The organism is Acidobacteriota bacterium (assembly GCA_003225175.1).
Lineage (GTDB): Bacteria > Acidobacteriota > Terriglobia > Terriglobales > Acidobacteriaceae > Gp1-AA112.
In genome coordinates this window covers 96513-123019 of record QIBA01000040.1, presented here as the reverse complement: position 1 = coordinate 123019, position 26507 = coordinate 96513, and the positions used below count along the sequence as shown (strand labels likewise).

Below are 26507 nucleotides of genomic sequence, written 5' to 3'. Positions count from 1 at the left end.
TGGTAAACGCGATGGTGGCAATAAACGGCGGCGTAGGATGCCTTCCAAACTTAACGACGCAGCAAAAAAATTAAGACCTATCGAAAAACAGTCGGTGCAACAGCTCCAAGGTTAATAGTTTGTGAATTTCAGTTGTGTAGTTTCCCGTTCCTGATGTGTGTTCGCGAACAATCGTTTCCACTCGCTTGCTGACGATATAGGGCCGAGCAAGGGACCTGGAATCGAGCAGCATTTCGCGGATGTAATCCTTAAGCGCATCTCTATACCAGACCCTGAAGTGCAAGAGTTTGTGGCGTCCCAGAAACCATCGTTCGAGTTGTGCTGCCGATGCTTGGTTCAATCGCGCAAGCCAATTGGGCATGCCGCTGTCAAACAGGTATTCCGCTTTGTATGTCGTCTGAAGAATGATTTGTCGAAGAAGCGACATAGAGTTCCCATTCTGAACAACTCCCCGATCAGAACGGATTCGTGCTAATTGGCTGTTGTGATCGGCTAACAGGCGCAAACGAATGTCAGCCTTGGAAGATTGGGGCGCACGATAAACAGTGCGGACAAAGCTATTGTCGAGAAAGGGTGATCTGACTGTAAGCTGAGTCCGCTCCAGGGAAAGAATCCCACGATGATACCAGGGCGATTGTCGAAATGCAGCAAACGTAATTGGATTGCATCGCCGCGCCTGGGAATAGGTCTGGTCGGCAGCCAGCAAATGTGGTTTGAGATCACCGGAAAAGAGCCCTTGCGCAAAAAGCGTAGGGCTGAACATCACGGCGTGTTGAACAATTTCACTTCCGTAGGTACCAACAATTTTTGCCGGGGCAATTTCTCTAGCCTTTTCGCTCAAGTAGAGATCAGAAGCACGGTAAGCATCTACTGTTCCTTCCGTGAAGTACACACTTCGCTCGGCATAATGGGAAAACTTCGATAAGAACTGCTCGCCGACGGTGATTACCTGATGAGCTAACCCGCACTCTCGGGCGACTTTTCGGGCTATGATAACGTCTTGCGATTCGCGCAGTGGTCCGCCAAACGTGTACGTTGCAAGAGAAGCTGACGAAGCTTTATTCACTGCCAGGAGGACGCGCGTATCCAACCCACCCGTCAGAGCTATTCCCGTCCGTTGCGAACCACAAAAATAGCGTGGAAGGCTACTTCTTAATACGTTCGATAACTCTTGCCGATATTGCTCTGGCGCCACTTGCTCCTGGCTCTCCCATTCTTCGGGGCGAAAGTAACTCTGTTTTCCTCGAAGAGTGCCGTTGCAAAAAGTCCACGATGACCCACCTGGCATTACTTGGATCTGCCTAAAAATCGTGCGATTCTCGAGGACACAGCTAAAAGCAATGAACTCCGCTAGTCCGCGCTCGTCAATGCTTCGCAAGTCGGGACAAACAGCAAGAATTGCCTTAGCTTCCGCTCCAAAATAAAATGCTTCTTTTGCCTGGTAGTAATGGACCGGATGCATTCCGTATCGATCATTGAAGAGCGTAGCCGTCTTCCTTCTCGAATCCACAACGAGACCATGGAAAATTCCATTCAACCTTGCGGGGAAGGTGTCACCTGACTCATAGCAATCAATCAAATAAGAAGCTTCGTTGTTACGCTTGGGACATCCGTTATCAGCGGCGTGTACTCCATCCCCAGAGTATTCTTCACCCGCGAAAAACAGATGGACATCGCTTGTGGGATTGCAGAGGGGCATCTGTGAAGCAAACGAGTTCTCGATAGCTGTCCATCCCACGTAGACCCCAATCGATGTTGTATGCCACTTTCCAGAGGTATAGAACCGAGCGTGATGCTGGGTCTCGAGCATGCGAGACAACTGCGATTCCGCCCATTCTTTGGGCATAGTTGTGATTAGACCAACGAGACCGGGCATTCCTTCACCTAAGCATCAACTGTGCGGTATCTGCGGCTATACCATGCGCTGCGCAATTGCCTCAGTTTCGCCTTCACTATTTCAGGCAGAGCGCTCCCCACGTCACGATGCAAGCCGATACGGAGTGCAATGGCCCCAAAGCGGGTTAATGGAATGTAGTAGCGTGGCAAATCGAGGCGTTGAAACCCGTTCGTCTCCTTGAAGTGACTGAGAGTATCGCCAGTCTTTTTTCCGTAGGTAAAGTTTTCGTACACTAAATATGCGATTCCGCGGTCGGCACATGACCGCACGGCTTGAGCGACTAGAGCGTTCGTTGGCGCCTTGTCACGATGTTTCAGCATCGAGAGGATATGGATTGCACACGCGTGCGTGCCAGTCTCATCGACTACCAGCTTGATGAAGCCAATCATCGCGCCATTAAGGAACGCGCCAATAAAGACGCTTCGATTAAGAAATGTTCCTGCATATAAACGCGCCCTCTCAAGGTTCATGCCGTAATGAGGGAATCGTCTACCTTGGCGAATGGGCGACTCGTTGTAAATGTCGCAGATGCCTTGAAGCAGCGCATCACTAAAGGGGACCTCACGGATCTCTACGCCCTTTTTCTCAGCTTGACGCGCCCGATTGCGCGCGAGAGAGCGAATCTGGTGGTTCCACCAGTGTTCAAACGTAGACACAGACAAAACAGCAAGGTTGTCCCATTCCATCGGATATGGGTACACTGGTGCGGTTTCGGGAAGTTTCTGCAAAAACGTGAAAAGATCAATGCGAGTTCCGCATCGATGAAGACTCTGGATTACAGCCTCCGGATCTTCAGGAAACGTGAACTTTTCCCCATCCAGCCGAGCGACCTTTAACACACGGCCTAAGACTTTTAGCTCCTTGCCACAAGTCTTGATTACAGTTTGCTTTTGCGCGATTCCCATAAGAAGTCCTTTTGGCACTGAGTCTCTGTTATTCGCACGAAGTCGTTCGCGTGAAGTTCTCCTGATTCTTAGGAGTTAGGCCGCAGCATTCTCCCAGTAAACTGCTTGAGTCGCTGCATTTGCTCTCGGCGACAAAACTCGACCAGCTCGCGTGGGACTGGCCTCTCCATTCTTCGGACGGCAGCCCAGAAATAACCTAGTGCTGTCACAACGCCGCCGATAATCAATGGCTTTTTTGTCATTTGATAACAACTTCTAAACACCTCCCAGATCGGGGAAGTACCGACAGAATAGTCTTTGCCACCATCTTTGAATTTTGCCGTGAGCACCCCCTGCTCAGCAGTGCCGGTGTAGCGGTAATGCAAATAGGTTTTCTCCGTAAAAGTGCGAGTTCTCCACCCTTTCATTCGGGCGGATATGTCGGCAATTCGATCAATGCAGCCGCCCCTTACTGGACGATAGCCGCCGATTGCCTCAAAACAGCTCCTACGAAACACCTGGCATGGGCCAGTAACATGCTCAATGCTCGCGAAGCGATAGTCATATGGAGGATTCAAGGGATCTCTGTATGGTGTGCCCACGAGGCCCAGAGACGGATCGGTGGCGAGCTTTTCGAGGAGAAAAGCAAAGTAGTCAGCCTCAAACGAAACGTCGGCATCTACGTTTCCAACGACCTCGAAGTCCAAATTGCGGAGGCGTTGCAGTCCGGCATTGAAAGCAGCAACCTTTCCGGCGAAGTTTCGCTCCCTGCGTTCCGGCTGCCTGACGAGCTCGATCCACAAGTGTTGCGATGCAAAGCGCTGAACGATCTCGTCAGTACCGTCTGTGGAACCGTCGCTCACAATCACCCATTTCACGGGTAATACGGTTTGTTCTATGACTGACGTGATGGTCTTCTCGATAAATGCCGCTTCGTTTCTCGCAGGAGTTACGAGTACATATTTAGGCAGCTTATTTGGCATTGAGATTTATAAGCTCTGACTTACTGAAATTAGGGAAAACACTCAAATGACTGATGCGAACCGTTAGTTTAGCCAAGCTCTGATTTTGCGAGCATGTGAGAGCACTCCGCCAAGTAAAGGGTTCGTGTCGACATAATTGTCTCGAAACTCAGAAAGCAATCTCCGCGTGCTTGTCTTGGTCCGATCAGCCACACTCTGTCCATATTGATCAGGACTGGCGTCCTTAGCTGCCGGCATCTGAATATGTGCAGCTGCTCCCGCGTCGAGAGAGAGCCTCAGAATAATGTAACCGTCCTTTTCCTCAGCCTCCACCTTGCTTCCATCAATGGTAATCACCGGCATTGGATACCCAGGTGTATGGCGCTTATACAAAACATAGTCGTGGGAGCGCGAATCACTGTTTCTGAGATGAAAATGGCTAGTATAGAAGCGCACATGAACGTCGCCATGACGGTCGGTTCGGGTCAGGCATGCCTCTGAGCAAATCGTTCCCAAATTAGTCCATTCGAGACGGTCGTTGAGCGCGTTAAGCTTTTCTACAAAATCTTCCAAGGCACCATAACCTTTCCGAAAGTAGCCGTGGTGTTCGACTACGATGGCAGGTCTCCCCAAAAAGAGATCTAGAGCAAATTCAGCAATGTCCTTTGGATATCGTCTGAGGAACAAGGGGAAATCACTAAAGCTCATCACTGCAACATCGAGAATATCTCCCAGCCGTAGCTGGCTATCTGCAGTTGATGGATGAGGATCAGAATTCACTGCAGCAAGATAACCAGAGGACTTCAATGCCTCCAATGCTTCTGACGAGAAAAGCCCTTGAGGAAATACCATCACTTCGTCGAAAGAAACTCCGTATCGCGCACGATGCTGGCCCATCCGCTCGAGAGCCAAGCGTGCCTTCTTGCTCAGGAGGATGACGTTATTGACGGCGAACTCGCCGGCAGTGTGATCACAGCCGTGAATACACAAGGAGCCTCGCGGTGAACCAGATGGAAAGAAACGCATAATTTCCGGGTCCGACCTATCGTGATTCCAGGGAATAAACGCGATCGATAGAGAGAATTTATGTGGAAGCATCCTGCTGAAGAGCTGGGCATACTCGAGAAACCCATATCGCTCCTGCAGCAATGGATCATCAACAACGAAACATGCACGAGCGCGTTCGCTATGCCACAAGCGCTCGTCCATCGCGTTTCGCAAAAACATGATCAACGGCACCATGTCGGGAAAGCTCGATGTGAGGTTATAGTCGCGTTCTACTGTGCGATTCAGATCGACAAAATGATCGTGTGCCAAAAGGGAAACACGTGAGCACTCGTAGTTCGCGAGAACAAAGAACGGATCATTATCGATGCTGATTATGAGGTTCTCAGCCGCGAGTCCCGCGGGTTCAAAGCAATGGAGACTCTTTTGAGCGGCGGAAAAGGAAATTCCTGCCAGTTCTCGGCAGAATTCTCGATCATTCTTCACGCGGAATTCTGATGGACGGCTCTCCACGCGCTTGACGCCTTTAAGCATTCCAGACGAAAGCAATCGAACCATTGAATTGTGAGGTTCTGTTGGTAGACAGCCATAAATAAGAATCGATTTGCCAGCCCCGAGTATCGTTTCAATACCTACATTCGTTTGCATCGAAGCGCACAGCTGCGCAAGACACTCCATCGAGACCAAGAGGCACTCGCACCCTGCAACGGTGGCTCGAAGAGAGTGAATCAGAGCTGCAGTGGCGCCGACATCAACGAATTCCGATTGCAGTCCAACAAATTGAACAAGCTGTCCCGCGCGCGTGTCCGCGACCGAGGGATTGTCCCGATATAGGATTGCGACGTCACTCATGATGCGTAGGTTTAGGCTACTCCGACCTTGCAGCTAGAAGCTTTAGCCGCATCATGGCGCGAAGGGATGATGCTTCCAATCAGTTCCAAATAGCGCGCCCTCATGACTTCCCAACGGATAGCTGCATACTCCTTTGCTGCTGAAGCAACTAGCGAGAGTCGCATTTCAGGATCTCTATATATTCGAACCATCTGTCTCGCTAGGTCAGCCACTTCGCCAGGTTCGAAATAAGCCAATGAGGACTCACTGAAGTATCTTTGAACGGCCCTCAGCCGTGAAATAACGACCGGCTTACCCATAATGATGTATTCAGGTAGCTTATTTGGTGAGGCAAACTCCAGAAACACATCCCGCCTTATTGCAAGCACTCCCAGGTCGCACTGAGCGAGCCATTTCGGCACTTCTTCCCAGGGTACGCGCCCCAGCAATCGTACTTTTTGCGAAACTCCACGCAGCTTCGCCAATTCGCGCAAAGACTCACCTTCCGGCCCGTTTCCCAGGATCCAAAACTCGCAGCCCGGGATCTCTCGTTGTGCGAGCGCAAACGCCTCGATAGCGATATCTAATCCATATAGCTTGGTGAGAGTGCCGTGGTACATCATGACGAACGATTCCTTCACGGCCTCAGAATGCTTCCTGCGACCGGCAAACATCGACTCATCCGCTGAATTCGTAATGATTGTCGTAACGCGCCGATCTAGCCCTCGACTCGCCAACAGGTCGGTGATAGGTTCATTGATCGTGATCACCCGGTCAGCAAACCGAAAACTCAGCCGTTCTATGAACTTGAGCAATCGCACAAGGCTCGCGTTCTCCGGGATTTGATATTTGGACATGTAAAATTCTGGGGTGATTTCGTGCATGTCCAAAACCACCTTTGCTCCCATGGCTTTTGCAAAAGCCGCTGCAAAAATCAGGAAATCGGGCAAAGTGTTTACGTCAATTACCGCATACTTCCGGAAGGGCATACGAAAAGTAACGTTAATGAATGACCACAGCCAAAAAATCGCGTACTCGTAGAGGTATCGAGCCAAGGAGCCCCTTGCCTTACCAAGAGATAAGGTGCGCACATGCACACCCTCTAAGTAGTAGTCCTTCCTACCTCCGGAGTTGCGCAAAGCGAATACCTCAACTGAATAGCCCGCATTTACCAGAGCTTCAGCCTTGCGCCTGACGCGGATATCGCCGTCGTAATGATTTTGCAGGAGAACGCAGATCGGCTTCATGATCGAAAAGGAAATCTTTAGGCCCGAACTGTGGGATCCATACTGAAGCAGCCCAGCCGCTCTCGGCAGATTCGAGAAAGCTTTTCAGAATCTTCGCCATCCCACGAAATGTCTTCGAACGCTGGAGCTGCATGCTCTGATGCACTGCCAACCCTTTGACCGGACGGACGATGAATTCTCAGGGTGACGAGCGGTTGGATCGGTGTCCTTCCGTCGTAATGGATCGATACTAAATTGGGAACAGCGGCTGTAAGCGATTTAAACTTGACTTCTCGGCGGTAACGGAACCACGCTATAACTTGCTCTGCACTGGCGAACCAGCAACGACAGGTGCGAAGCCTTTTCAGCAATCGCAGGTAAAAATCCCCCCAAAACCGCTCAGCAGCGTGGCTCCTGTCGTGCCACAAAACTGTAAGCACACCTCCCAGATTTCGGGCTTGATCGATCAAAGTGGCGCAGCGTTGCTCCGCTTCTGGTTCCGAGAGGTTTAGCTTCTCCGGAAAGAAAAGAGCGCCATCCTGAAGGTGTAAGGGCAATTCTAACAACTTTTTCGTACCTATTGGACGAAAGACTTGCAGCGTTCCCGCTCGATATCCAATTGCGCCGTTGTATCCACAAGTTGAGTCATAGTCATAATCGGCTCGATCTAGAATGGCGGGAGTATCGCGATCCGCGAGCAACCAGTGCATTCGCACTCCAACTCGCGATCTGCCGGCGGCGTCCCTAACTCTCTTCGATTCATTCCGGGCCTTCTGCTCGCTGTGCCAGGAATCAATTCCATGGACTGCTACTTCACACCCTTCGTTTTGAAGCCTCTCGATCCAGGACTTAAGATCTCCTACATCGTAAGCAGCTGCACGTCGCCCGGCGTTAGCGCCGGAAACCTTTGTCCCTCGCGTTCTCTTGAAAGGGATGAGGAAGTAAGTAGAGGGAAGGTCCTTTTCCGCCGTTAGATACCATTCGAATGGCTGCCAGAAATCCTTCATCCATCCGGCATAGACGAACGGCAAGGATAGAACAGCCACCCAGCTCCTGATCAAAAGATCAAGCGAAAGTCTGCCTCGGAGGAACTTGAGGAAAGCGCCGATCGTTCCTCGGTAACAAAAGCCGAACATGGAATGATCGAAGAAATGGCTTCGTATTCCAACGAAGTCGATATCATGGGTAAGGCAGGTTATAAAACTGTAGTTTTCAGGAGAAGGTGGAATCTCCAGCAGGGGTATACCTGCCTGCAATATGGCATTGCGTAGGATCTCAATGTGGAGATCGAGTGTAGGAACATGCGCCCATTCCTCGGGTTGACCTGCCGTCAGCAGGTACTCTGATTCATCGAACAGGTCATATCCAAGCCGTAAGAGCGAACGCGGCCGCGAATAAAATCCAACCGTCTCGCCATTATCACTGACATACCGAACTACCTCGGCCAAAGGTGCAAACGTGCGCACTCCACAGTAGATCGGGACAGCACCACCCGAATAAATAAAAGACGCGGTTTTGAGGAGCGGGAAGGCATCTCCATGCCCCGCGTCCACCCGCTTTGCTGAACAGCCGTAGACAATGAGCAACCTGCAATCTACAGGCGGCACATCGTCTAATGTCGAGATCACTACATCATAAAAACTGCCAGCTCGAACGAACTGCCATGGCGTCTTGAAGAGCTCGAAGAATTCTCGAACCGCTTCGTCCTGCCCAGATTTTGCGAAAACGCCGATCAACTACAACTCCGGAGGGTTATCTAATTACTACTCGCGGCTACTGCAGCGGAGGCGCCTACTATGTTCCGCGACTCGAGGAAGAACTCGTCAATCGACTCTACTACGTACCTTGCCTGCTCTTCTGTGAGTTCCGGATAAATCGGAATGGCGAGTGATTCCTTTGCAGCGCGTTCACTTTCGGGAAAAGCTCCCGGAGGAATAGCTAGATATGCGAAGCAGTCTTGCAAGTGCATGGGTACTGGATAATAGACTTCCGTGCCAACCCCCTTGCTCCGGAGAAACGCCTGAAGCTCGTCGCGTTCGGGCGTGCTGATCACATACTGATTAAAAATATGGCGATCAGTGACAACCGAGGGGCGTGTCACCGGGGTACCGGCTTCCTGAAACAACACGTCATATCGTTGAGCATTGGCTCTGCGCCCTTCAGTCCACTGATCCAGGTGGGGTAATTTGGCCGAAACAATGGCAGCGTGCAACGCATCGAGGCGGAAGTTTCCACCGATCATTCGATGGTAATACTTCGGCTTGGCGCCGTGTCCCCGCAAGCACCGCACGCGCTCTGCTCTGGCTGCTTCGTTCGTTACCACCATGCCGCCGTCGCCCGCAGCTCCGAGATTCTTGGATGGAAAGAAGGAGAAGCACCCGTAGTGACCGATGGAGCCAGCTCGACGTCCCTTGTACTCCGCCCCAATGGCCTGAGCCGCATCCTCGATCACGACCAAGCCATGCTGGCTAGCGAGTCCCATGATCGGATCCATGTCGGCCATTTGTCCGAACAAATGAACCGGCATGATGGCACGAGTCTTTTCGGTAATTTTCGAGGCGATCTGCGTTACGTCAAGGTTGTATGTGACCGGGTCGATGTCGACGAATATAGGTCTTGCGCCCAAGCGGGTGATTGCACCAACCGTGGCGAAGAATGTATAGGGCGTGGTGATGACCTCGTCCCCCGGTCCAATATTCTCGGCCATGAGACAAACGAGCAGGGCATCGCTGCCTGAAGATACCCCGATGCCGTACTTGCAGTTTGAATACTCAGCTATCGCCTTCTCACACTGCTCCACTCGCGGGCCCAGGATGAAGTGCTGGGACGCAAGCACTTCGCTGACGGCCGAAAGTATTTCCTGCTTAATTGGTAGATACTGCGCTTTAAGATCCAGCAAGGGCACTTGCATATTCGGACTCCTCTTTAAACTCTTTGTATGATTTCGTACCTTTACTGAACTCAATTGGAAGAGGGGCTTCCTCGTCGAGATTAAGACAACGAAGGATTCCTGGCTCAACTTCGCAATAGCGATATCCAGTTTCAGGACAGATCATCACACCGTCAGTATCTGGTGAATCAAGCCGATGTCCATGGCGACTCATCCAACCCACTTGGCGAGCGGGATTTCCCATTACGAGGGCAAAATCGGGAACACTTTTTGTGACAACCGAACCTGCTCCAATGAATGCGTATCGGCCTATCGTTATGCCACAGACGATAGTAGCGTTTGCACCGACTGAGCATCCTCGCTTCAAGCGAGTTGTCTCATATAGGGAATGCCGGCTCACTTGCGATCGGGGATTTGAAACATTGGTCAGCACGCATGACGGTCCGAGAAACACATCATCTTCAACAACAAGTCCCGTGTAGATCGACACATTGTTTTGTATTTTCACGTTGTTACCGATGACCGTGCCACCGTCGATGTTGACGTTCTGCCCGATGACACAGCACTCACCAATACGAGCACCTTTCATCACGTGGGAAAAGTGCCATATTTTTGTGCCCGCCCCGATCTCGGCGCCCTCATCTGCGTACGCAGATTCGTGGACAAAATATGGCCGCTCCTGCTTTTGAGACTTCACCGCCGTAGTCTCCAGGGCAACTTGACCGTCGCGAAGTGCTCGCTGACATGCATCCAGAACACGCAGCACTCTGAGACCTTCAGCTCCATCGCTGATTGGAGAGACTCTCGACGCAATTGCGTCCAGAAAATGGTGACATTCTGCGCGAAGAGGTTCCTTCTGATCCAGTTCGACGGACTCAGACTTCGCCTTTACCGCAGTGGGAATTCGATTCTTCCATTCCACCCGATGTGGGTACAGCAGAAGCTTGTCATCGGCGGTGTCATCAAACACCGCCATCTTTTCCGAGCCCACGACGACGAGCTTTTGTTCCTTAATGGGGTGCAACCAGCTTACAAAGATGTGAGCTTGTACACCGCTCGGAAAATCGAAGTGACTTAGAGTTACATCTACAATGTCGCGGTTGAGATAGGCGCTGCCCTCACATGAGATACGCTTCGGCATTTCGTTCAACAATGCGAGCATTACCGAGATGTCATGCGGAGCGAAACTCCACAGAATGTTCTCCTCCGTCCGAATCTTTCCAATGTTGAGACGATTAGAGTAGAGATAACAAATTTTTCCCAGCGCTCCTTCGCGAATAAGTTGTTGGAGCTTCAGAATCGCCGGGTGATACCGAAGAATGTGGCCTACCATCAGGATTCGTCCCTTGGCTTCGGCCAGTCGTACCAACTCCTCTCCATGGTTAAGCTCAACGGCTAGCGGCTTCTCCACAAGGACGTCTTTGCCGGCGAGCAGGGCAGCCTTCGCCAACTCGTAGTGCGTAACTGCTGGCGTCGCCAACGCTATGGCAGTGATCTCTGTATCCGCAAGTACCAAACTGAACTCGCGATAGAACTTCACTCCTTGATACTGTTGCCGGCAAAGCGCTTCAGCCGTGTCCGCCGGATCACAGAGGGCTCCAAGCGCTCCCAGTTCATAAAAGTTACGAACCAGATTCTTCCCCCAGTAGCCCACACCTACTACGGCAACATTCGCCTTCGATAATCCATTATTTTCCATAAGTAACTCCGGAGATTTAAGACTTAACCAGCTCTTTTGACGAAAGATCAATTGAGCAGATTCACGCACTTTTCCGCGGCGAATCCATCGCCATAGAGGGCAGGAGGTGAGCCATTGGGAGTGAATGATCCCACTGCTTTCGTAATCTTTTCCGTATCGGAACCAACTAATATGTTCCAGCCAACTTCTACCGTTTCGACCCATTCAGTGTCTTCGCGAAGCGTAACGCAAGGCACACGCAGCCAGTACGCTTCCTTCTGCAGGCCACCAGAATCGGTAAGAATCAATCTCGCCCCACTTGCGAGTCCCACCATTTCGACGTACCCCACCGGTTCTATAATCCGAATATTGGAGTTGAGTTGGCAGCCCGCGCGCTCTATCGCCTTCCGCGCCCGAGGATGAACTGGAAAAACTATCGTCTCTTTAGCGGAGTTGAAGGCATTCAGGATTTTAGAGAGCTTGTCGACATCATCAGTGTTCTCGCTTCGATGAACCGTTGCCAACAGATACTTCCCTTTTTCCACATTCAAGTGGCTTAAGACATCAGGAGGCAGTCCGGTGTTGCGCTGTCTGGCCCAATTCAGAACATCAAGCATCACATCCCCGACCATATGGACGTTGCGAGTAATTCCTTCGGCAGCCAGGTTCTGAACGGCCGTGTCGCTGGGGCAAAGCAACACTTCGGATAGATGATCGGCAACAACTCGATTGATTTCCTCCGGCATGCGCCGGTTGAAACTGCGCAGTCCGGCTTCAATATGGACTACGGGGAGATGCAACTTGGAGGCCGCAAGCGCCCCAGCCAACGTGGAATTAGTGTCACCATAGATAAGGAGATAGTCCGGCCGTTCAGCAACAAGAATGTCTTCTATGCCTTTGAGCATACTTGCCGTTTGGCATGCGTGACTTCCCGATCGAACGTCGAGGTTCACATCCGCTGCCGGCATTTCCAGACCTTCAAAGAATATTCCCGACATCTCATAGTCATAGTGTTGGCCTGTGTGCAGCAAAATTTCCGTGTGCCGCTTGCGCAATACTTTGCTGACAGCGGCAGCCTTTATGAACTGCGGCCGCGCGCCTACAATGGTGACAACCTTCAACAAGGGCTCCTCTCCTAGCTGTTAAGTAGTTGCATGACTCGACGGCGATTCATTAACGAGCTACGGCTGCGGCAGCTTTCACCGTGACACTCTGCTGGGCCACTGCCACTACTCGTTCCAATTGTTCGGAAGTCATCTGCGGAAACATCGGCAGGGAAACAATTTGAGGAGCAGCCAATTCCGTGATCGGGAAATCGCCGGTCTGATAACCGAGATGTGTATATGCTTTCTGCTGATGAAGAGGAACGGGGTAGTGAATTCCTGTACCGATGCCGGCTTCTGCTAAGTCGCGCTGAAACTGATCACGGTTCTCTACACGAACAACGAAGAGATGGTAAACGGCCTTAGACCAGCCTGGCTCAAACGGAGGAGCAATACTCGAATCTGGCATCGAAAGAAGATCTCGATATTCAGAAGCGAGCGCTTGTCTGCGAGCGTTCCAATCCGGCAGATGCTTCAATTTTACTCCCAGCAGTCCAGCCTGAAGGGCATCGAGTCTGCCGTTGTATCCTTCGATATCGTGATAGTACTTCTTTGCCTGACCGTGATCGCGCAGCATCCGGATAGTCCGAGCAATTTCGGGATCTGAGGTTGTCACTGCACCAGCCTCGCCGCAGGCTCCGAGGTTCTTTCCAGGATAGAAACTAAATGCCGCCGCGCGACCTATGGATCCTGCAGTCTTCCAGGTGTTTTCCCGTCTTGAAAAGTACTTGGCTCCGTGAGCCTGGCATGCATCCTCTACGACTAGGAGATTGAATTGCTGCGCGAGCTCAACTATGGCGTCCATATCTGCCATTTGCCCATACAGATGGACGGGAACAATGGCTGTAACAGGGCGTCCACTGCGCATGCTTACGAGTTTGCCATCCGCGAATTCGCAGCGCTCTGTGAGATAGCGACGCAGCGATTCTGGATTCATGTTGTATGTGCGCTCATCAATGTCGACAAACTCTGGGAGGGCCCCCGCCTGCGAGATGGCCTCGGCCGTGGCAATGAAGGTGTTTGGAACCGTTACTACTACGTCGCCGGCTTTCACTCCAGCAGCTATTAGGGCAAACCGCAAAGCATCGGTTCCATTTGCGGCGCCGATGCAATGCTCAGCCTCGCAGAACCGCGCAAAGGCGTTCTCAAATTCCTCCACTAATGCACCACCAATAAAGCCGGCGGAGCGCAGCACGCGTCGAAAGATTTCAGTGAGTTCGCCCTCAAGTTCTACGTGCGGAGAGACGAGATCGAGAAATGGAATGCTGCTGACGTTCAATTGATAATCTCCTAATGAGTTTCGTTGGAAGTCTGATCTTTTGATTTCCTAGAGGAGGACTACTAATTCCTGGGCGGGCTGATTCTCTACAAGTTGTGACATTGCGTCACCGCGGAACCGCCATCACTTCCGCTTGCTCAATACTTCCAACGTATCGGAGCACTTTTGCCGGGTTTCCCGCGACTATCGCATTTGCTGGTACATCCCTTGTGACTACGGCTCCGGCCCCTACAATGGCATTTTCCCCCACGACGACATTTGCCAATATCGTAGCTCCCGATCCAATGGAAGCACCCCTTTTGATCCTGGTCTGCTCGACTTTCCAGTGGGCTTCAGTCTGCATCGATCCATCGCTGTTTGTGGCTCGCGGATATATGTCATTGATAAACATCACCCCGTGACCGATGAAGACATTGTCCTCCAGGGTGACACCTTCGCATACGAATGTATGACTTGAGACTTTGCAATTCTTTCCGACAAATGCGTTCTTCTGGATTTCGACAAACGCACCAATTTTTGTACTGTCTCCGATTTCACATCCATAGAGGTTAATGAACTTTGATAGCTTGACATCTTTCCCTAGCTTAACGTTATTCAAGCAAATATATTCATTCATAAGTACACTAGCTCTCCCCTTTTACTTACCGACTGATTAGCAGCTTCTAACATCTTCACTACGCGCCAGCCGGCATGACCATCGTTGATTGGCTTCTTGCTGTTGCCGATACAGTCGATGAAGTAATCCAACTCGGTCTTCAGTGCTTCGGCAGGTTCCACCTGTGGAGACCACATGTCCCCCGACCGATAATTAACCAGCATCTGATAGACACCCTCGCGGCTCTTAATATCAACCCCTTTGTCATAAACCTTGATCTTTTCATCCGCTTCCAGATCGTTCCACACCAGCATTTTCTTTTCGCCGCCGATAAGAGTCGTCCTGACCTTCACTGGAGAGAGCCAGTTCACGTTGATGTGAGCAATTACCTTACCGGGAAAATAGACCGTCAGAAAAGCAATGTCTTCATGTCCGTTCAAGTGAGTTTGACCTGTCGCCGACACCGCTTCAGCTTTTTTACCAATCACATAATCCATTATTGAAAGATCATGCGGTGCCAGATCCCAGATCACATTGACGTCATGTTGAAAGAGACCAAGGTTGACGCGGGTCGAATCGTAGTAATACAGGCTTCCAAGCGCGTTCTGATCAACTAATTGCCGGATCTTTCTCACTGCCCCAGTAAAGAGAAAGGTATGGTCCACCATGATGCATAGACCTTTTCTCTCGGCGAGCTTAATCAACTCTTCGGCCTGAGCCGAATCTGAAGTAAACGGCTTCTCGACAAAAACATGCTTTCCATTTTCGAGCGCTTTTTTTGCTAGCTCGAAGTGAGTCCAGACCGGAGTGATGACTGCAACTGCATCGATCTCGGCAGAGCAGAGGACGTCGCATGAGTTCGTTGTTGTTTTTATTTCCGGATAAGTCTGATTAACCCGTCGCAGCATCTCCGGGCTCTTGTCGCATACCATTGCGACTCGCGACCCCTCCACTCGATGGAGATTGCGTACCACATTGGGACCCCAATAGCCATAACCGATCACACCAATTCGAATCATAGTTCCTTCATTTAATGTAAGTTGGCGTAGAAATCTCGATTGCTTTTAAAGAAATGGGTCCAGCTCAGAAGCGCATTCGAGTAATTGATAAAGACGGGGAAATGCCGATCAGTAAGCGCCTTCGCCAGTGAAAACGGCCATCGGCGTTTGCAGGATGATCTTTAGATCCAACCAAATCGACCAAAGCTTTGCGTACTTCAGATCGAGGCGAACCATATCGTCGAACGTTGTTTTAGAACGCCCCATGACCTGCCACAGTCCCGTAATTCCCGGCTTAACTTCCACAACTCGTCGCCTGTGCCAAATGTTGTACTGCTCGAATTCGTAAGGCACCGGCGGGCGTGGTCCCACCAACGACATCTCTCCGCTGAGAACGTTTAGCAACTGAGGAAGTTCGTCGAGGCTGCTCTTGCGTAGAAATCTACCTAGAGGAGTAATTCGTGGATCATTCGTCAGTTTAAAAACCCCTGTTTGGCCAGTCTTTGCCTGATCGGCCTTTCCCTGGATTAGCTTCGATACATATTCCTGATGGATCCTGGGGTCATTATTGGTGTACATCGAGCGAAACTTGAGAAACGTAAATGAGCTTCCGTGTAACCCAACTCGACGCTGCCGAAACAGGATTGGACCTTTGGAAGTCGTTCTGATGAGGAGCGCGATGACCAACAGAACAGGCCAGAGTGCAGTCAATATCACTAAACCTCCGATGATATCGATACCGCGTTTCAGTATTCGCTCACCTCTCCTTGAATCGTGTCGCTCGGAAGCATCGGGGTAGAAGATCAAATCGATATCTTCATCGTCCGGTTCAACTTCCTGGTTGGGAAAGATCCGGAAAACGATGTTGAGGGCGTCGAACTGCTCCAAGCGTAAGGCATTTTGCAGAGCGCTTGTAACTTTGCCGATAATTAGTGATGTATTTTCGGGTTGACCAATTTCAGGAAACAAGACTGCTACTGTCGACCCGTATTCATACCATCCAATAGTGTCGGTCTCTCGTGTCGCGAGCGAGACGGCGTTAACGATTTGCCGGATGGCTCTTTCTCCTTCAGCGCTCTGGAAGACGCGAGGTCCGCTAAGTAACATCAGCATGAAGGCATTGCCGGAACGTTCCGTCCTCTTTCGTTCCAGGCAAAGCATGCGAAGAAAGTGGTGCTCCTCCATGATTCCATTCCATCTCTTCGCTCGCCGACGCCGCTCGGCTGCCGACTCGCTTTTGGCAGGGAGGAATCTTGTATCTTCAGTGATCGGAAAAGTCGCCATTTTGCCGTTCTGTACTGCCCATCGCAGTCGTGTAGTGAATCGGTTGCTCTAACTCTCTCGACTGACCGAGCAATCGTTCTGCCAACCTGGGACTGTTCATTTCGCTCGTTTTCGAGCCGCTTCGCCTCCCTAATCCTCTAAAAACTCGACACTTAGTACGCAATACTATGGGAGTTGCAAAAGTTTTCACTATGTCGGTTTACTCCACTAGAACTCAGGACAATTGCAAACCTTTGCATAGGCAGTTGAAGGAAGTTCCTTTGGCACGCCCTAGGACAAGAATCTCGAGAAGAGGTTAGAGCGATTTCGTGTTTAATTGGGCCAGCGCTGCCTTGGCATTTTGTGCGTAATTCGCATTCGCGTTCGCTGTTATAGCGCGTTGCAGGTAGTGCTTCGCTTCCGCCACGTCCCCAACCTTCAGCAGAGTCATACCGAGATGGTAATCATAGACTCCTTTTGCAGGCACCTGCCGCACCAACCTGCGGAGTTCTTCGGCTGCTGAACTATACAAACCTTTGCGATACTCGATCCAGGCCAGCGTGTCCGAGATGCTGGGGTCTGCCGGCAAAGATGCTTTTGCATGCTGCGCCATACTCAGAGCAAGATCCAAGTTCCCGCCGTTTTCACAATACAACCACGCCAGATTATTCAAAGCCGGAGCATAGTCAGGAGCTAAACTTATGGCTTTCTCATAGGAGATTTTAGCCTCATTGGATGCTCCCGATTTCTCATAATAAGTGCCTACGAGAACGTAGCCCGCGACATAATTCGTATGTCGCTGTAATACCTTTTTGACACTCTCAATAGCTTGAGGAAGACGGTCGCTGTTGGCGTATACCTGGGCCAATTTCAAACAGGCTCCATCCGATGTTGGGTTGTGCTTTAGTGCATCGATAAATGCTTGCTCAGCACTGGCATCTTTGCCCTGTTGTAAATAGATATCTCCCAGCATTTCATAAAGCGCACTTGGCTTCGATGACCTTGCGATTTGCTGCGTGACTCTTGCAATAATCTGGTTATGGCGATACTGAGCGGCGTATAGCTGCAAGAGATCAGCCATAGCGAGAACGTAATCAGGGTTTATTCGTAAGCAATCTTCCAACTGTATTTCGGCGTCAGAAAATCGCCGCCGCCTTAGAGCGATAAGTCCAAGCCTCTCCAACACGACTGGATTCCTTAATTGGGAAGCAGGAATAGCACGCAGCTTCGCTTCAGCGGCACCATCCTCTCCAAGCTGCAGGTAGGCATTCGCTTGCAACAGAAGGGGCGCAATATATTGAGGGTTATGACCGAATGCCCTCTCGACAGACTCGATGGCAAGCTTTGCATTGCCTTGACGAAGATAGGCCTCCCCGAGGCTCACATAGGCCGCCATTAGCTCAGGATTGTGCTTGAGTGCGTCATTGAAACTTGCAATAGCCCTCTGATTCTGACCTTGATCTGCATACGCCAATCCAAGGTAGAAATGTGCCATTGCAATGTCTGGCGCATCATGAATCAGCTGTTCGAGCGCCGAAATCGCATCCGCCTGCTTTCCTCGCACAAACAGCAACCGCGATTTAAACAGCCGGGCCTCGGGATTATTAGGCTGCTGATTCAGAAGATCCGCAGTGAGTCTCTCCGCTTCGTCCCATTCCTGCTGATCAATATCAACTTCAATCAAACTGGAACGCGCAGCATCATTTGTGGGGTATTTGCGCAGCATGCTGCGCAGTTCGGTGCGAGCATCCTGGATGCTTCCTAGTGAGCGATAGAAATCTGCGATCGCGAGTGATGCCGGCGCCGAGCCTCCGGTTGCAAAGCGCAGCTCTTGGAGGATGCCCGAGACTTTCTCTTCTGAACCATGGCGCAGATACGCTCCCGCCAGTAACGTATACGGTGCGATCACCTTCGGATTGGCGTGAATAGCACGCTCAAGCGTAGTGATCTCCCTCTCAGAATCATTGAGGATTCGGTAGACTTGGGAAAGACTCACATAAGCCGACACAAAGGCCGAATCGTTCTGCAGCGCGAGCTCGTAGCTCTTGATTGCTTCGGTGTAAGACTTCAGTAGGACCTGACAATCGGCTATGCGAGCCTGTACCCTCGGATCGGAGGGCGCGATTTGCGCCGTATTCTTGAATTCCTGAACCGCCTCGTCATACTTTTCTTCTTGAAACGAAGCTTCGCCCAGCAACATGCCGGCCGTCAAATTGGCTCGATCGAGCTCCAATACTCTGTGTGACAGCGATCGCGATTCCTGTGTTCGCTTGGCCATCAATTCCAACCCGGCTAGCTGAACGAGAGCAGGAATGCTGCGCTGATCCAATTGGATCGTCTTTGTCAGAGATTTGTAAGCCTCGGGCAACTTCCTCAACCGTAAGTTGGCCATGCCGAGATGGTAGTGAGCATCTGCTGACTGTGGGTTAGCTTGAACAGCTCGGCGGAACTGGATCGTTGCAGCCTCGTACTGCCCTTTGTCGAAGTAATGCTGTCCGCTTTCGACAAAACGCCTGGCCCTCGCCTGTGGATCTCGCGAACATCCTGCTAGCATGCAGACGGCTGTCAAGCTAATTACTAGGCTCGTAATTCTGCGCATGAAAGTTATGGAATTACTCTATCCAAGTTCAGACTGCTTCATTTATAGCCTCGATGTGACAGGGACTGCCGCACCAGAAGATTGCTTGTAGTAATCGCGGTAGTACTTTTCCTCTTCAGGATTGGAATCATTCATAAGTAGTGCAAGGATCTTAGATTTCTCGAGACTTTCGATGCCCTTCAGCAGCGCTCTTTTTGGAGTCGCAGCTTCCCTTGCGATGAGGACAAAGCCGTCGCACAATCGAGCCCACACACTAGCGTCGGAAAGAGGAGCCAGCGGGGGAGAATCGATCACAATCCAGGTAAACCATCCTTGCAATTGCTTTAGCACTTCTGCAGTGTGAGGTGATTGCAGGAGTGTCAAGGGTTGATCTTGTGCTGTTCCTGCCGGGCAAATCCAGAGAGGCAACCGCTCCGCCCGTTGCACGCAATTTGTAACCGAGTCGGATCTTTCGCTGGCATTAGCAAAACCACGCTGCCCATCAATTCTCAAAATGGAAGCCAAGGACGGCCGATGTAGATCTCCATCTATCAGAAGAGTTTTTTCCCCCTGCATGGCAAGAGTAATCGCCAAATTGAGGCTGATCGTGCTCTTACCGTCTCCACGTACAGCGCTGGTGATCAAGATCCTCTTCAGCGCGCGACGTTGCTGCGCGTATCGCAAACGAGCGGCCAGTCCCCGCAGCCTCTCAGCCGCTAGAGAGTGCGGCTCCTTCCATGCAATGAGGCGCACCTCTAAACATTCGGGAATCTCAAATGTGGGAGCCTCCTCTAATGCCGCGAGATCGCCTGACAGCGCGGCTACGAATGCAGACAGCCCTTCCGGTGATTCAGCAGGCTCGGCAGCGGTTCCAGCCAATTCGATATTAGCCTGTTGCAAAGCCTCGAAAATGCGACTCATGAGTTGTGTTGGTCTTTTCTTGCTGCGCTGGAAGACTGATTAAACGGCTTCGGCAGCTCGAGACATCGCAGATTCGCCGGCTCGTGGCGTTTGATCGTGCTTACAGAGTGCGATGGAGTGAGGCAGAACTCGGCTGCAGCTTCATCAATCAGCTCAGGTGGTACGGTATGGTTCTGTAGGGCGAAGCTCGCCACGAGTGCTGACTCGCAAATTGCATTTATCAATCTCGGAATTCCGCCTGAGTAACAATAAATAAGTTCACATGTATTCTCCGGAAAGATCTGCCGACAGCGCTCTTTTGCTCCAGCTTGCCAAAGCCGCAATGCAATGTACTTATGGGTCTCCTCGCGTGAAAGTGGTTCCAACCGGCAGCGTAAGGCAACTCTCTGTTTCAGCTGTCTGAGCTCCTGGCATTCAAGCTTTTTGTCCAACTCTGGTTGGCCAACAAGAATAATTTGCAAGAGCTTTTGTTGTTCCGTCTCCAAATTTGTCAACAGTCGAATCTCTTCGAGCAGTTCCCAAGTTAGGAGTTGTGCTTCATCGACGATCAACACAGCAGTCGACTTCTGCCTGAACTGGGAGATCAAGAATCGATTAAATTGGCCCAATAACTCGCCCTTCGTCTTTGAAACAGCAGGTATACCCATATCATTCGCAGAGTATTGGAGAAACTCCATCACCGACAGGAGGGGATTGAAGACATATGCGAACGAGATCTTCCGCCATCGAAGAGTGCGAAACAGACATCGAACAAGGAGCGTCTTTCCCGTGCCCACCTCCCCGGTTACTACAATGAACCCCTTTCGACGATCGATCCCGTGATATAAGCTGGCCAGCGCTTCGTTGTGGTGAGAAGTGCCATAAAAGAAGGCGGGATCAGGCGTGATCTCAAATGGGTTTCGCGAGAAACCATAGAAGGTTTTGTACATACGATTAGCTCTTGTGGTAAACGAGCAGCGTAACCACCGCCACCACACACAGCATTGCGGCGGTAGCGAGACTCTCGATTATTCGAGTCCGAACTCTCTTCTGCTTCTCATTCGCAGACTGCATCGAAGGAACACTGACGAGTAGCGGCGCCGCAACAATGGCGCGCAATTCCTGCTCGCCAAATATCTGCGGGTTAATTACCTCCGAGAGCACTACAAGCGAGAGGCCGAAAATCAATCCAGCCGCAAGCCCGCCGAAACTGAACGCGAGTCGTTTGGGAAAATATGGTTTTTGCGGCAAGCTGGGCGGATCGATCATTCGGAACTGCTCGCCCTGCTGTCTTCTCTCTAAGTTTGTAGCCATCTCCGACTGGTTCTTTTTGGCCAGCAGTGAGTCGTAGTTGGTCCGAGATTGTTCGTGATCGCGAGTGATTGCGGCTAATTCCTGTTCTCGGGCGGGAGCCAGATTCAGCCGTTGCTGATAGCCATCAATCTGCTGCTCAATGTTCTTAATCTCTGCGTTGCGATTTGTGAGCTCGAACTCATTCGCCTTGAGCTGGCTCTCGATTTGCATCGCTGGTCCCAGGTCGCTCGGCGCAGTCTTGACCGATGTTGCGACGCTCTCCGCTGAGCTGTTCCTGGCGGCCTCGGCGTCCACTGCTGCCTTTAGTTTTTCAGTAGCAGCGATTTCCTCTTTCAATTTGACAATGTCCGGATGCAAGGGCGTGTAGTTAGCGCTGAGTGTGTTCAGCTGTGCCTGCAACTGTTCCAGCCGCCTGGCAAGTTCGACGCTTTGCGTAGCAGCCGCCGTTTTACCAGGCGCAGAGGCCTGCGGACTCAAGACGCGATAGTTATTTAGCAGCGATTCCAAATAGAGTCTCTGCTGCTGTGCTTGGTGAAGGGCGTCGGTCGCCGCCTGTAATCTTGCCTGAAGTCCTCCCAGGATTTGCAGATTGCTGGCGGTCTGTTCTGGGAGCTGACCCACGTAGCGACTCTTAAATTCTCGAAGCCGCTGCTCCTGGAGATCAAGATTCTTCCGAGCGACATCGAGCTCACTTACCAGGAAAGTCGTTGTGTCTTCAGAAATCTGCTGACGATTGCGTAGGTTTTCTTCGATGAAGAGCGAGGTAAGCTCGGCAGTGACTTGCTGCGCGATCCTTGGGCTATTTGCAGAATAGGATACTCTGAAGGCAGCTACCTGGTTGGCTCGAGTTCCGTCCGCCTTCACAAGCTCAATGCTGATGTCCTTCCGCATAGCTTCCAGTAAGCTATCGGTATCCGTACGACCGTGATCCAAGTTATAGAGATTAAGCTTATCAATGATAGCCATCAATCGCGTGCGACTCAAGATCTGCTCACTCATGCTCTGAAGCCTTTGTTGAATATCTATGGCAACGTTAGGCTCAACATAGTGTTCCGGGACTCTCTGCTGTTCAACCAGAATCAGAGTCTCCGACCGGTATTTGGCCGGAATCAACCACGCAGCCGCGGTAAACAGCGCCCAACTCACGAAAACAGAGAGCACCACCAACCGTCGTCTATGGCAAAGGCGCAGCCACCATCCCCGAATTGTGATTGGATTCTGCTCGATCTGGTCCATCAGATTGACTTTCATCGGCCTATAGGCCGTCTCATTGAATAGGACAAGGAAACCGAAGCAATGTCATGACTTCGCTGCAGCAATCCTAAAGGTGCGCTCCCCATGAACTGCTGTCTGATCGCTGAACAGCTCAGGCTAAATCGAGGAGAGAGCGAGCGCGACAGAGTGATTCCTGCGATCGCTGAATCTGACAACCGCACCTCGCTGAGCGGATCGAATTGGTTGTTAGAAACGTAGTTAGCCATCAAACTCATCGCAGATCGTCGAGAAAGCCGGCGCTGAGCCTCTAAGCTCGTCGTCTGCGTGCGAACGACTGCACCACCGCCCAGACCCGCATCCGTCAGACGCTGCACAAAAGTCAGTCTGATGCCGCTATGCTCCCCTTGCCAGCTCAGGCTCGATCCTGCCGCAAGGGTATATTTCGAAACCCGAGATGATATTGGTCCTGGAAGAACGAGATCGTCGCTCATGTTCGAGCGCACCGGACCACCGAATATCGAGAGATTCACACCAGGCTTGAACGATACACTGAAAAAACCGAGGACTTGGTGCGATAGCGAAACAAAGCGTCCAATCGGAATTTCAGACGTTGTGTCTTGCGCCGTGTACTGAACGGAGACGGTGTACATCCGAGTTAGCTGATGGGAATAGAAGGCATTTCCTGACCAGCTGCGCGACGCCTGTGAAAATGATTGGAGTAATGTGGCTGTCGTGGGCTGATATTTCAAATCGGCCAGCGTTGCACTTCCTCCAAGTAGTGTGTGGGGCCCGAGTAGATAAACCACGTCGCCTTGAAGTTGCTCGGTCGTACTGCGTACATCAGCTCCCAGAACCGAGGCATTTGGACCATTCACGAGTCCCAGACCGGGAAGTTGAGCGCTAGTTTGAACTGCGTCCAACGGATTCGAAGTGTACGAGAACGCGTTTCGAAAATGTGCGGAGAGGCGTCTCGTGAAATGATATTGCAGGTCTACACCGACCGCCTGAGAGTGATTGTTATAAGTATGTATGTTGTTGCTGTAGGTGAAGCTTGGGCCGTAGTACAAATCAGAGCTCCACCGCGTGCGATCGAGCAGAATCCGCATTTGCGGTTGAACGGAGACGGTGGCATTTGTCTGACGTCCACTGTTCGACCCTTCTGCTATCACTGCGTTATCGTCGAACGTGGAAGAAACGTTTAGCCCATAATCCAAAGTGTTGTTGGCGACTGCATCCCGCGTGAGGGGACCGACTCCGAGTTCAGCGGGATGCATCGGCTGCTGAGCCAACAACGCGACACTTCCCATGAAGGTCCAGGCAAGCAAGTACTTCAACATGAAAGACTCCGCTAGCGTTAGGGAATGACGACTGTATCCCCTGCGCGAAGCTCGACATTTTGTGACAGCTTCTTCCCTTTAATCACCTGCTTGTAATCAAAAGGTAGTTTCAGATAGGCGCCCTCTTTGCTTGCCCGGAGCACGTAGATGTGCCCTCCCTTGGCAAAATCGCGAAGACCACCAGCAACAGCAATCGCGCTCAACACTGTCGTCGGCTCGGTCAGCAGATAGGAGCCCGGACGAGTAATTTCTCCCACGATGTTGTATTTGAGACTCTTTACTTCCTGAACGATCACCGTGACTTCCGGGTTTGTCACGTATGCCTTGAGGCCAAGAGCAAGACTGTCCTGCAGCTTTTTCGGCGTAAGGCCACTAGCTTGTACCTCGCCTATAAGCGGAAGCGTGATTTTTCCGTCGGGCCTGACGGGAACAGTCCGCGAGAGTTCCGGCTCTTTCCAGATGTTGACTGCAAGGATGTCATCGCTTCCAATAATGTATTCGTCGGCATGCACTGCCGCGACAGCCTTTGGAACCTCAGTCGCCGAGGACGCTGCAAATTCCTGCGCATGAAGCGTGGCTGCGCATACCAAACTCAACATGGTGAGTAGCTGTAGTACTTTCATGGAGCCCTGCCTTTTAAACACGATTGCGGAGAACTCGCCTAATTGACGCTGGATTCAAGAGGAGTGCGTCGGCTCTCGAGCGGCTCGACATCATAGCCGTCCACTGTCACGGAAAGAGAGCGCTGTATGGTTTGCACCGAAAGCACTAGGCGATTGCTTCCGGCAAAGCGGCTAAGCAGCCCTTCGATTCCGTCCAACGCTCCTCCTCGGATGCGCACTCTCTGTCCGACTTCCAAAAACGGGTGGGGAGCAAATGCCAGCTTTCGTTCCAATAGCAACTGAATGTTCTCGATTTCCCGTTCCGGAATCGAGACTCCCAGATCATTTCCACCAACAAACCTTAAGACGCCGGCGGTTTGCAGCACATCGACCCGCTTCTGAATGGACAAGGGTATCTGGACGAACACGTAACAGGAAAACAGGGGCACCTGTATGATCATGCGGCGGTCCGACCACTGGCGCGATTGTTCATACAGAGGAAGTAGAACGGGAATTCCCTTCCGCTCCAACTCCGATGCGATTTTTTTCTCATGCCGAGAGCGAGTATGAACTGCGTACCACAATAAGGATCCAGCCGGGGACTCTGCGATGGCCGGGTTGTAGGTCGATGGATTGGTTGACATAGCTTCGCCCTCTGAGTCACACTCCGTGACCCTAAAGTAATCTCAACTGCCAGCCCGACTTCCCGAAGAACCGCACAAATCCTTAAAAGCCGCTACCTCTAACTTGTTCGGCTTATTGAAGCGACGGCGAACTTAGCCGCAACTCCTTCACTTTGTATAAGAACGCTCGATAGCTGATATTCAATGCACGCGCCGTGCGCACACCATTCCAACTGTGCGCTTCCAGCATTTTGGTTATAACTTGCAGCTCAAAGTCACGCACCATCTCCCGGGTAACCTTTTTGAGCGAAATCGTGCCCCCGGGCGGTATGTCCGGAATGGTGGCGAACCGTTGTGTGGCCGGCCGTTTCTGCTCTATTTCAGAGCACACAGCATGTTCGCTGCCGAGGATTACGTAGCGCTTCATTACGTTTTCAAGCTGACGCAGATTTCCCGGCCAGTGATAGGCCTGAAGCGCGCTCATCAGCCCGTCTGAAAGAACTTTCGCGCGACAATTGAATTCTGAGTTGAAAGCGTCGATGAAGTACTTAACCAAAACGGGAATATCAACTTTGCGCTCGCGTAAGGGCGGCACATGGAGGTTCACAACGTTGATCCGGTAGAAGAGATCCTGGCGGAATTTGCCAGTCGTGATCTCTTCCTCCAACTTGCGATTGGTGGCGCACATTAACCGGACATCGGCCGTCTTTTCTTCCTGGCCTCCAATGGGACAATACTTGCCATCCTGCAGGAACTGAAGCAGCTTCGCTTGCAATCCTGCTTCGAGCTCGCCGATCTCGTCCAAAAATAGCGTTCCCCCATCGGCGAGCGCGACGCGACCTGGCTTTCTCGCCACCGCTCCGGTGAATGCCCCCTTCTCGTAACCGAATAGTTCGCTCTCGAACAGCGTTCCTGGAATTGCCGGACAGTTCACTTTCACGAAACGCTCGGACGACACAGCTGAGAGCCGGTGGATTTGCCGAGCAAGCAACTCCTTACCTGTGCCGCTCTCTCCATGAATCAGAACCGGAACATTGCTCAGCGCCACAGTCGACAATGTCGAGCGGATTGCTTGCATGCGAAGCGATGAGCCAAAGAGCACTGCCTCGCTCGGCACGGATGACATCTCCTGCCGGCTCAAAACTCCGTTCGCATATGCAGAGGAATTGCTTTCGCTCATGGTAACTGTGCTTTTTTCGAAGTGGCGACGGTCTCTATTGAGCACTTGTGCTGCCATCGGAGTGATGAACCAAACGATTCCGGCGACCCATCTGCAAGATGCTGAATTTAAGATATTTAGCTGCGCAATACCAATATGTGTCAGGCA

Annotated in this window: 21 protein-coding genes; all 21 read right to left on the bottom strand. The window is 51.5% G+C overall.

Translation table 11 applies throughout. The features are described from left to right. Positions 1-70: 70 nt before the first annotated feature. Positions 71-1876: a hypothetical protein gene (locus DMG62_09995; protein ID PYY23157.1), complete on the bottom strand. Its 1806-nt coding sequence runs from the start codon at positions 1874-1876 to the stop codon at positions 71-73. A gap of 8 nt (positions 1877-1884) precedes the next feature. Next, positions 1885-2802 carry a hypothetical protein gene (locus DMG62_09990; GenBank protein ID PYY23156.1) on the bottom strand — a complete coding sequence of 306 codons (918 nt, stop codon included), beginning with the start codon at positions 2800-2802 and terminating at the stop codon, positions 1885-1887. Between the two features lie 68 nt (positions 2803-2870). Further along, positions 2871-3764, bottom strand: a complete 894-nt coding sequence (locus DMG62_09985) for a glycosyl transferase (protein ID PYY23155.1) — start codon at positions 3762-3764, stop codon at positions 2871-2873. A gap of 63 nt (positions 3765-3827) precedes the next feature. Continuing rightward, positions 3828-5600, bottom strand: a complete 1773-nt coding sequence (locus DMG62_09980) for a hypothetical protein (protein PYY23154.1) — start codon at positions 5598-5600, stop codon at positions 3828-3830. A gap of 11 nt (positions 5601-5611) precedes the next feature. Then, on the bottom strand, positions 5612-6826 hold the full coding sequence (locus DMG62_09975; GenBank protein ID PYY23153.1) for a hypothetical protein: 1215 nt from the start codon (positions 6824-6826) through the stop codon (positions 5612-5614). 17 nt (positions 6827-6843) lie between these two features. Continuing rightward, entirely contained in the window at positions 6844-8541 is a 1698-nt protein-coding gene (locus tag DMG62_09970) for a hypothetical protein (protein ID PYY23152.1), read from the bottom strand. 20 nt (positions 8542-8561) lie between these two features. Then, positions 8562-9716 carry a transcriptional regulator gene (locus tag DMG62_09965; protein ID PYY23151.1) on the bottom strand — a complete coding sequence of 385 codons (1155 nt, stop codon included), beginning with the start codon at positions 9714-9716 and terminating at the stop codon, positions 8562-8564. Next, entirely contained in the window at positions 9691-11394 is a 1704-nt protein-coding gene (locus DMG62_09960) for an oxidoreductase (protein ID PYY23150.1), read from the bottom strand. Before DMG62_09960 ends, DMG62_09965 begins: the two co-directional genes overlap by 26 nt. A gap of 47 nt (positions 11395-11441) precedes the next feature. Continuing rightward, positions 11442-12494 carry a UDP-N-acetylglucosamine 2-epimerase (non-hydrolyzing) gene (locus DMG62_09955; protein ID PYY23188.1) on the bottom strand — a complete coding sequence of 351 codons (1053 nt, stop codon included), beginning with the start codon at positions 12492-12494 and terminating at the stop codon, positions 11442-11444. A gap of 52 nt (positions 12495-12546) precedes the next feature. Continuing rightward, on the bottom strand, positions 12547-13755 hold the full coding sequence (locus DMG62_09950; protein ID PYY23149.1) for an erythromycin biosynthesis sensory transduction protein eryC1: 1209 nt from the start codon (positions 13753-13755) through the stop codon (positions 12547-12549). A gap of 106 nt (positions 13756-13861) precedes the next feature. Then, positions 13862-14371, bottom strand: a complete 510-nt coding sequence (locus DMG62_09945) for an N-acetyltransferase (protein PYY23148.1) — start codon at positions 14369-14371, stop codon at positions 13862-13864. After that, the gene (locus DMG62_09940) at positions 14368-15369 is read right to left on the bottom strand and encodes an oxidoreductase (protein ID PYY23147.1); all 1002 of its coding nucleotides are present in this window, start codon (positions 15367-15369) and stop codon (positions 14368-14370) included. Before DMG62_09940 ends, DMG62_09945 begins: the two co-directional genes overlap by 4 nt. 108 nt (positions 15370-15477) lie before the next feature. Further along, the gene (locus tag DMG62_09935) at positions 15478-16455 is read right to left on the bottom strand and encodes a glycosyl transferase (GenBank protein ID PYY23187.1); all 978 of its coding nucleotides are present in this window, start codon (positions 16453-16455) and stop codon (positions 15478-15480) included. A 472-nt stretch (positions 16456-16927) separates the two neighbouring features. Further along, the gene (locus DMG62_09930) at positions 16928-19210 is read right to left on the bottom strand and encodes a hypothetical protein (protein ID PYY23146.1); all 2283 of its coding nucleotides are present in this window, start codon (positions 19208-19210) and stop codon (positions 16928-16930) included. Between the two features lie 42 nt (positions 19211-19252). Further along, positions 19253-20110, bottom strand: coding sequence for a hypothetical protein (locus tag DMG62_09925; GenBank protein ID PYY23145.1), 858 nt, complete (start codon positions 20108-20110; stop codon positions 19253-19255). After that, positions 20107-21039, bottom strand: a complete 933-nt coding sequence (locus DMG62_09920) for a hypothetical protein (protein PYY23144.1) — start codon at positions 21037-21039, stop codon at positions 20107-20109. The genes DMG62_09925 and DMG62_09920 overlap by 4 nt, the downstream gene beginning before the upstream one ends. Before the next feature lie 4 nt (positions 21040-21043). After that, positions 21044-22654 carry a lipopolysaccharide biosynthesis protein gene (locus tag DMG62_09915; protein PYY23143.1) on the bottom strand — a complete coding sequence of 537 codons (1611 nt, stop codon included), beginning with the start codon at positions 22652-22654 and terminating at the stop codon, positions 21044-21046. Next, entirely contained in the window at positions 22651-23955 is a 1305-nt protein-coding gene (locus DMG62_09910; protein ID PYY23142.1) for a hypothetical protein, read from the bottom strand. The genes DMG62_09915 and DMG62_09910 overlap by 4 nt, the downstream gene beginning before the upstream one ends. A 17-nt stretch (positions 23956-23972) precedes the next feature. Further along, positions 23973-24578, bottom strand: a complete 606-nt coding sequence (locus tag DMG62_09905; protein ID PYY23141.1) for a hypothetical protein — start codon at positions 24576-24578, stop codon at positions 23973-23975. A gap of 38 nt (positions 24579-24616) precedes the next feature. Then, positions 24617-25201 (bottom strand): antitermination protein NusG, encoded by a 585-nt coding sequence (locus tag DMG62_09900; GenBank protein ID PYY23140.1) that lies wholly within the window; start codon positions 25199-25201, stop codon positions 24617-24619. Positions 25202-25313: 112 nt separating this feature from the next. Further along, positions 25314-26417, bottom strand: coding sequence for a sigma-54-dependent Fis family transcriptional regulator (locus DMG62_09895; GenBank protein ID PYY23139.1), 1104 nt, complete (start codon positions 26415-26417; stop codon positions 25314-25316). Positions 26418-26507 lie beyond the last annotated feature (90 nt).

What these genes read in the sequence shown, in the direction of transcription:
- DMG62_09995 (PYY23157.1), bottom strand. Translation starts at nt 1,876, where the DNA reads ATGCCCGGTCTCGTTGGTCTAATCACAACTATGCCCAAAGAATGGGCG.
- DMG62_09990 (PYY23156.1), bottom strand. Translation starts at nt 2,802, where the DNA reads ATGGGAATCGCGCAAAAGCAAACTGTAATCAAGACTTGTGGCAAGGAG.
- DMG62_09985 (PYY23155.1), bottom strand. Translation starts at nt 3,764, where the DNA reads ATGCCAAATAAGCTGCCTAAATATGTACTCGTAACTCCTGCGAGAAAC.
- DMG62_09980 (PYY23154.1), bottom strand. Translation starts at nt 5,600, where the DNA reads ATGAGTGACGTCGCAATCCTATATCGGGACAATCCCTCGGTCGCGGAC.
- DMG62_09975 (PYY23153.1), bottom strand. Translation starts at nt 6,826, where the DNA reads ATGAAGCCGATCTGCGTTCTCCTGCAAAATCATTACGACGGCGATATC.
- DMG62_09965 (PYY23151.1), bottom strand. Translation starts at nt 9,716, where the DNA reads ATGCAAGTGCCCTTGCTGGATCTTAAAGCGCAGTATCTACCAATTAAG.
- DMG62_09960 (PYY23150.1), bottom strand. Translation starts at nt 11,394, where the DNA reads ATGGAAAATAATGGATTATCGAAGGCGAATGTTGCCGTAGTAGGTGTG.
- DMG62_09945 (PYY23148.1), bottom strand. Translation starts at nt 14,371, where the DNA reads ATGAATGAATATATTTGCTTGAATAACGTTAAGCTAGGGAAAGATGTC.
- DMG62_09940 (PYY23147.1), bottom strand. Translation starts at nt 15,369, where the DNA reads ATGATTCGAATTGGTGTGATCGGTTATGGCTATTGGGGTCCCAATGTG.
- DMG62_09935 (PYY23187.1), bottom strand. Translation starts at nt 16,455, where the DNA reads ATGTTACTTAGCGGACCTCGCGTCTTCCAGAGCGCTGAAGGAGAAAGA.
- DMG62_09930 (PYY23146.1), bottom strand. Translation starts at nt 19,210, where the DNA reads ATGCGCAGAATTACGAGCCTAGTAATTAGCTTGACAGCCGTCTGCATG.
- DMG62_09925 (PYY23145.1), bottom strand. Translation starts at nt 20,110, where the DNA reads ATGAGTCGCATTTTCGAGGCTTTGCAACAGGCTAATATCGAATTGGCT.
- DMG62_09920 (PYY23144.1), bottom strand. Translation starts at nt 21,039, where the DNA reads ATGTACAAAACCTTCTATGGTTTCTCGCGAAACCCATTTGAGATCACG.
- DMG62_09915 (PYY23143.1), bottom strand. Translation starts at nt 22,654, where the DNA reads ATGAAAGTCAATCTGATGGACCAGATCGAGCAGAATCCAATCACAATT.
- DMG62_09910 (PYY23142.1), bottom strand. Translation starts at nt 23,955, where the DNA reads ATGTTGAAGTACTTGCTTGCCTGGACCTTCATGGGAAGTGTCGCGTTG.
- DMG62_09905 (PYY23141.1), bottom strand. Translation starts at nt 24,578, where the DNA reads ATGAAAGTACTACAGCTACTCACCATGTTGAGTTTGGTATGCGCAGCC.
- DMG62_09900 (PYY23140.1), bottom strand. Translation starts at nt 25,201, where the DNA reads ATGTCAACCAATCCATCGACCTACAACCCGGCCATCGCAGAGTCCCCG.
- DMG62_09895 (PYY23139.1), bottom strand. Translation starts at nt 26,417, where the DNA reads ATGGCAGCACAAGTGCTCAATAGAGACCGTCGCCACTTCGAAAAAAGC.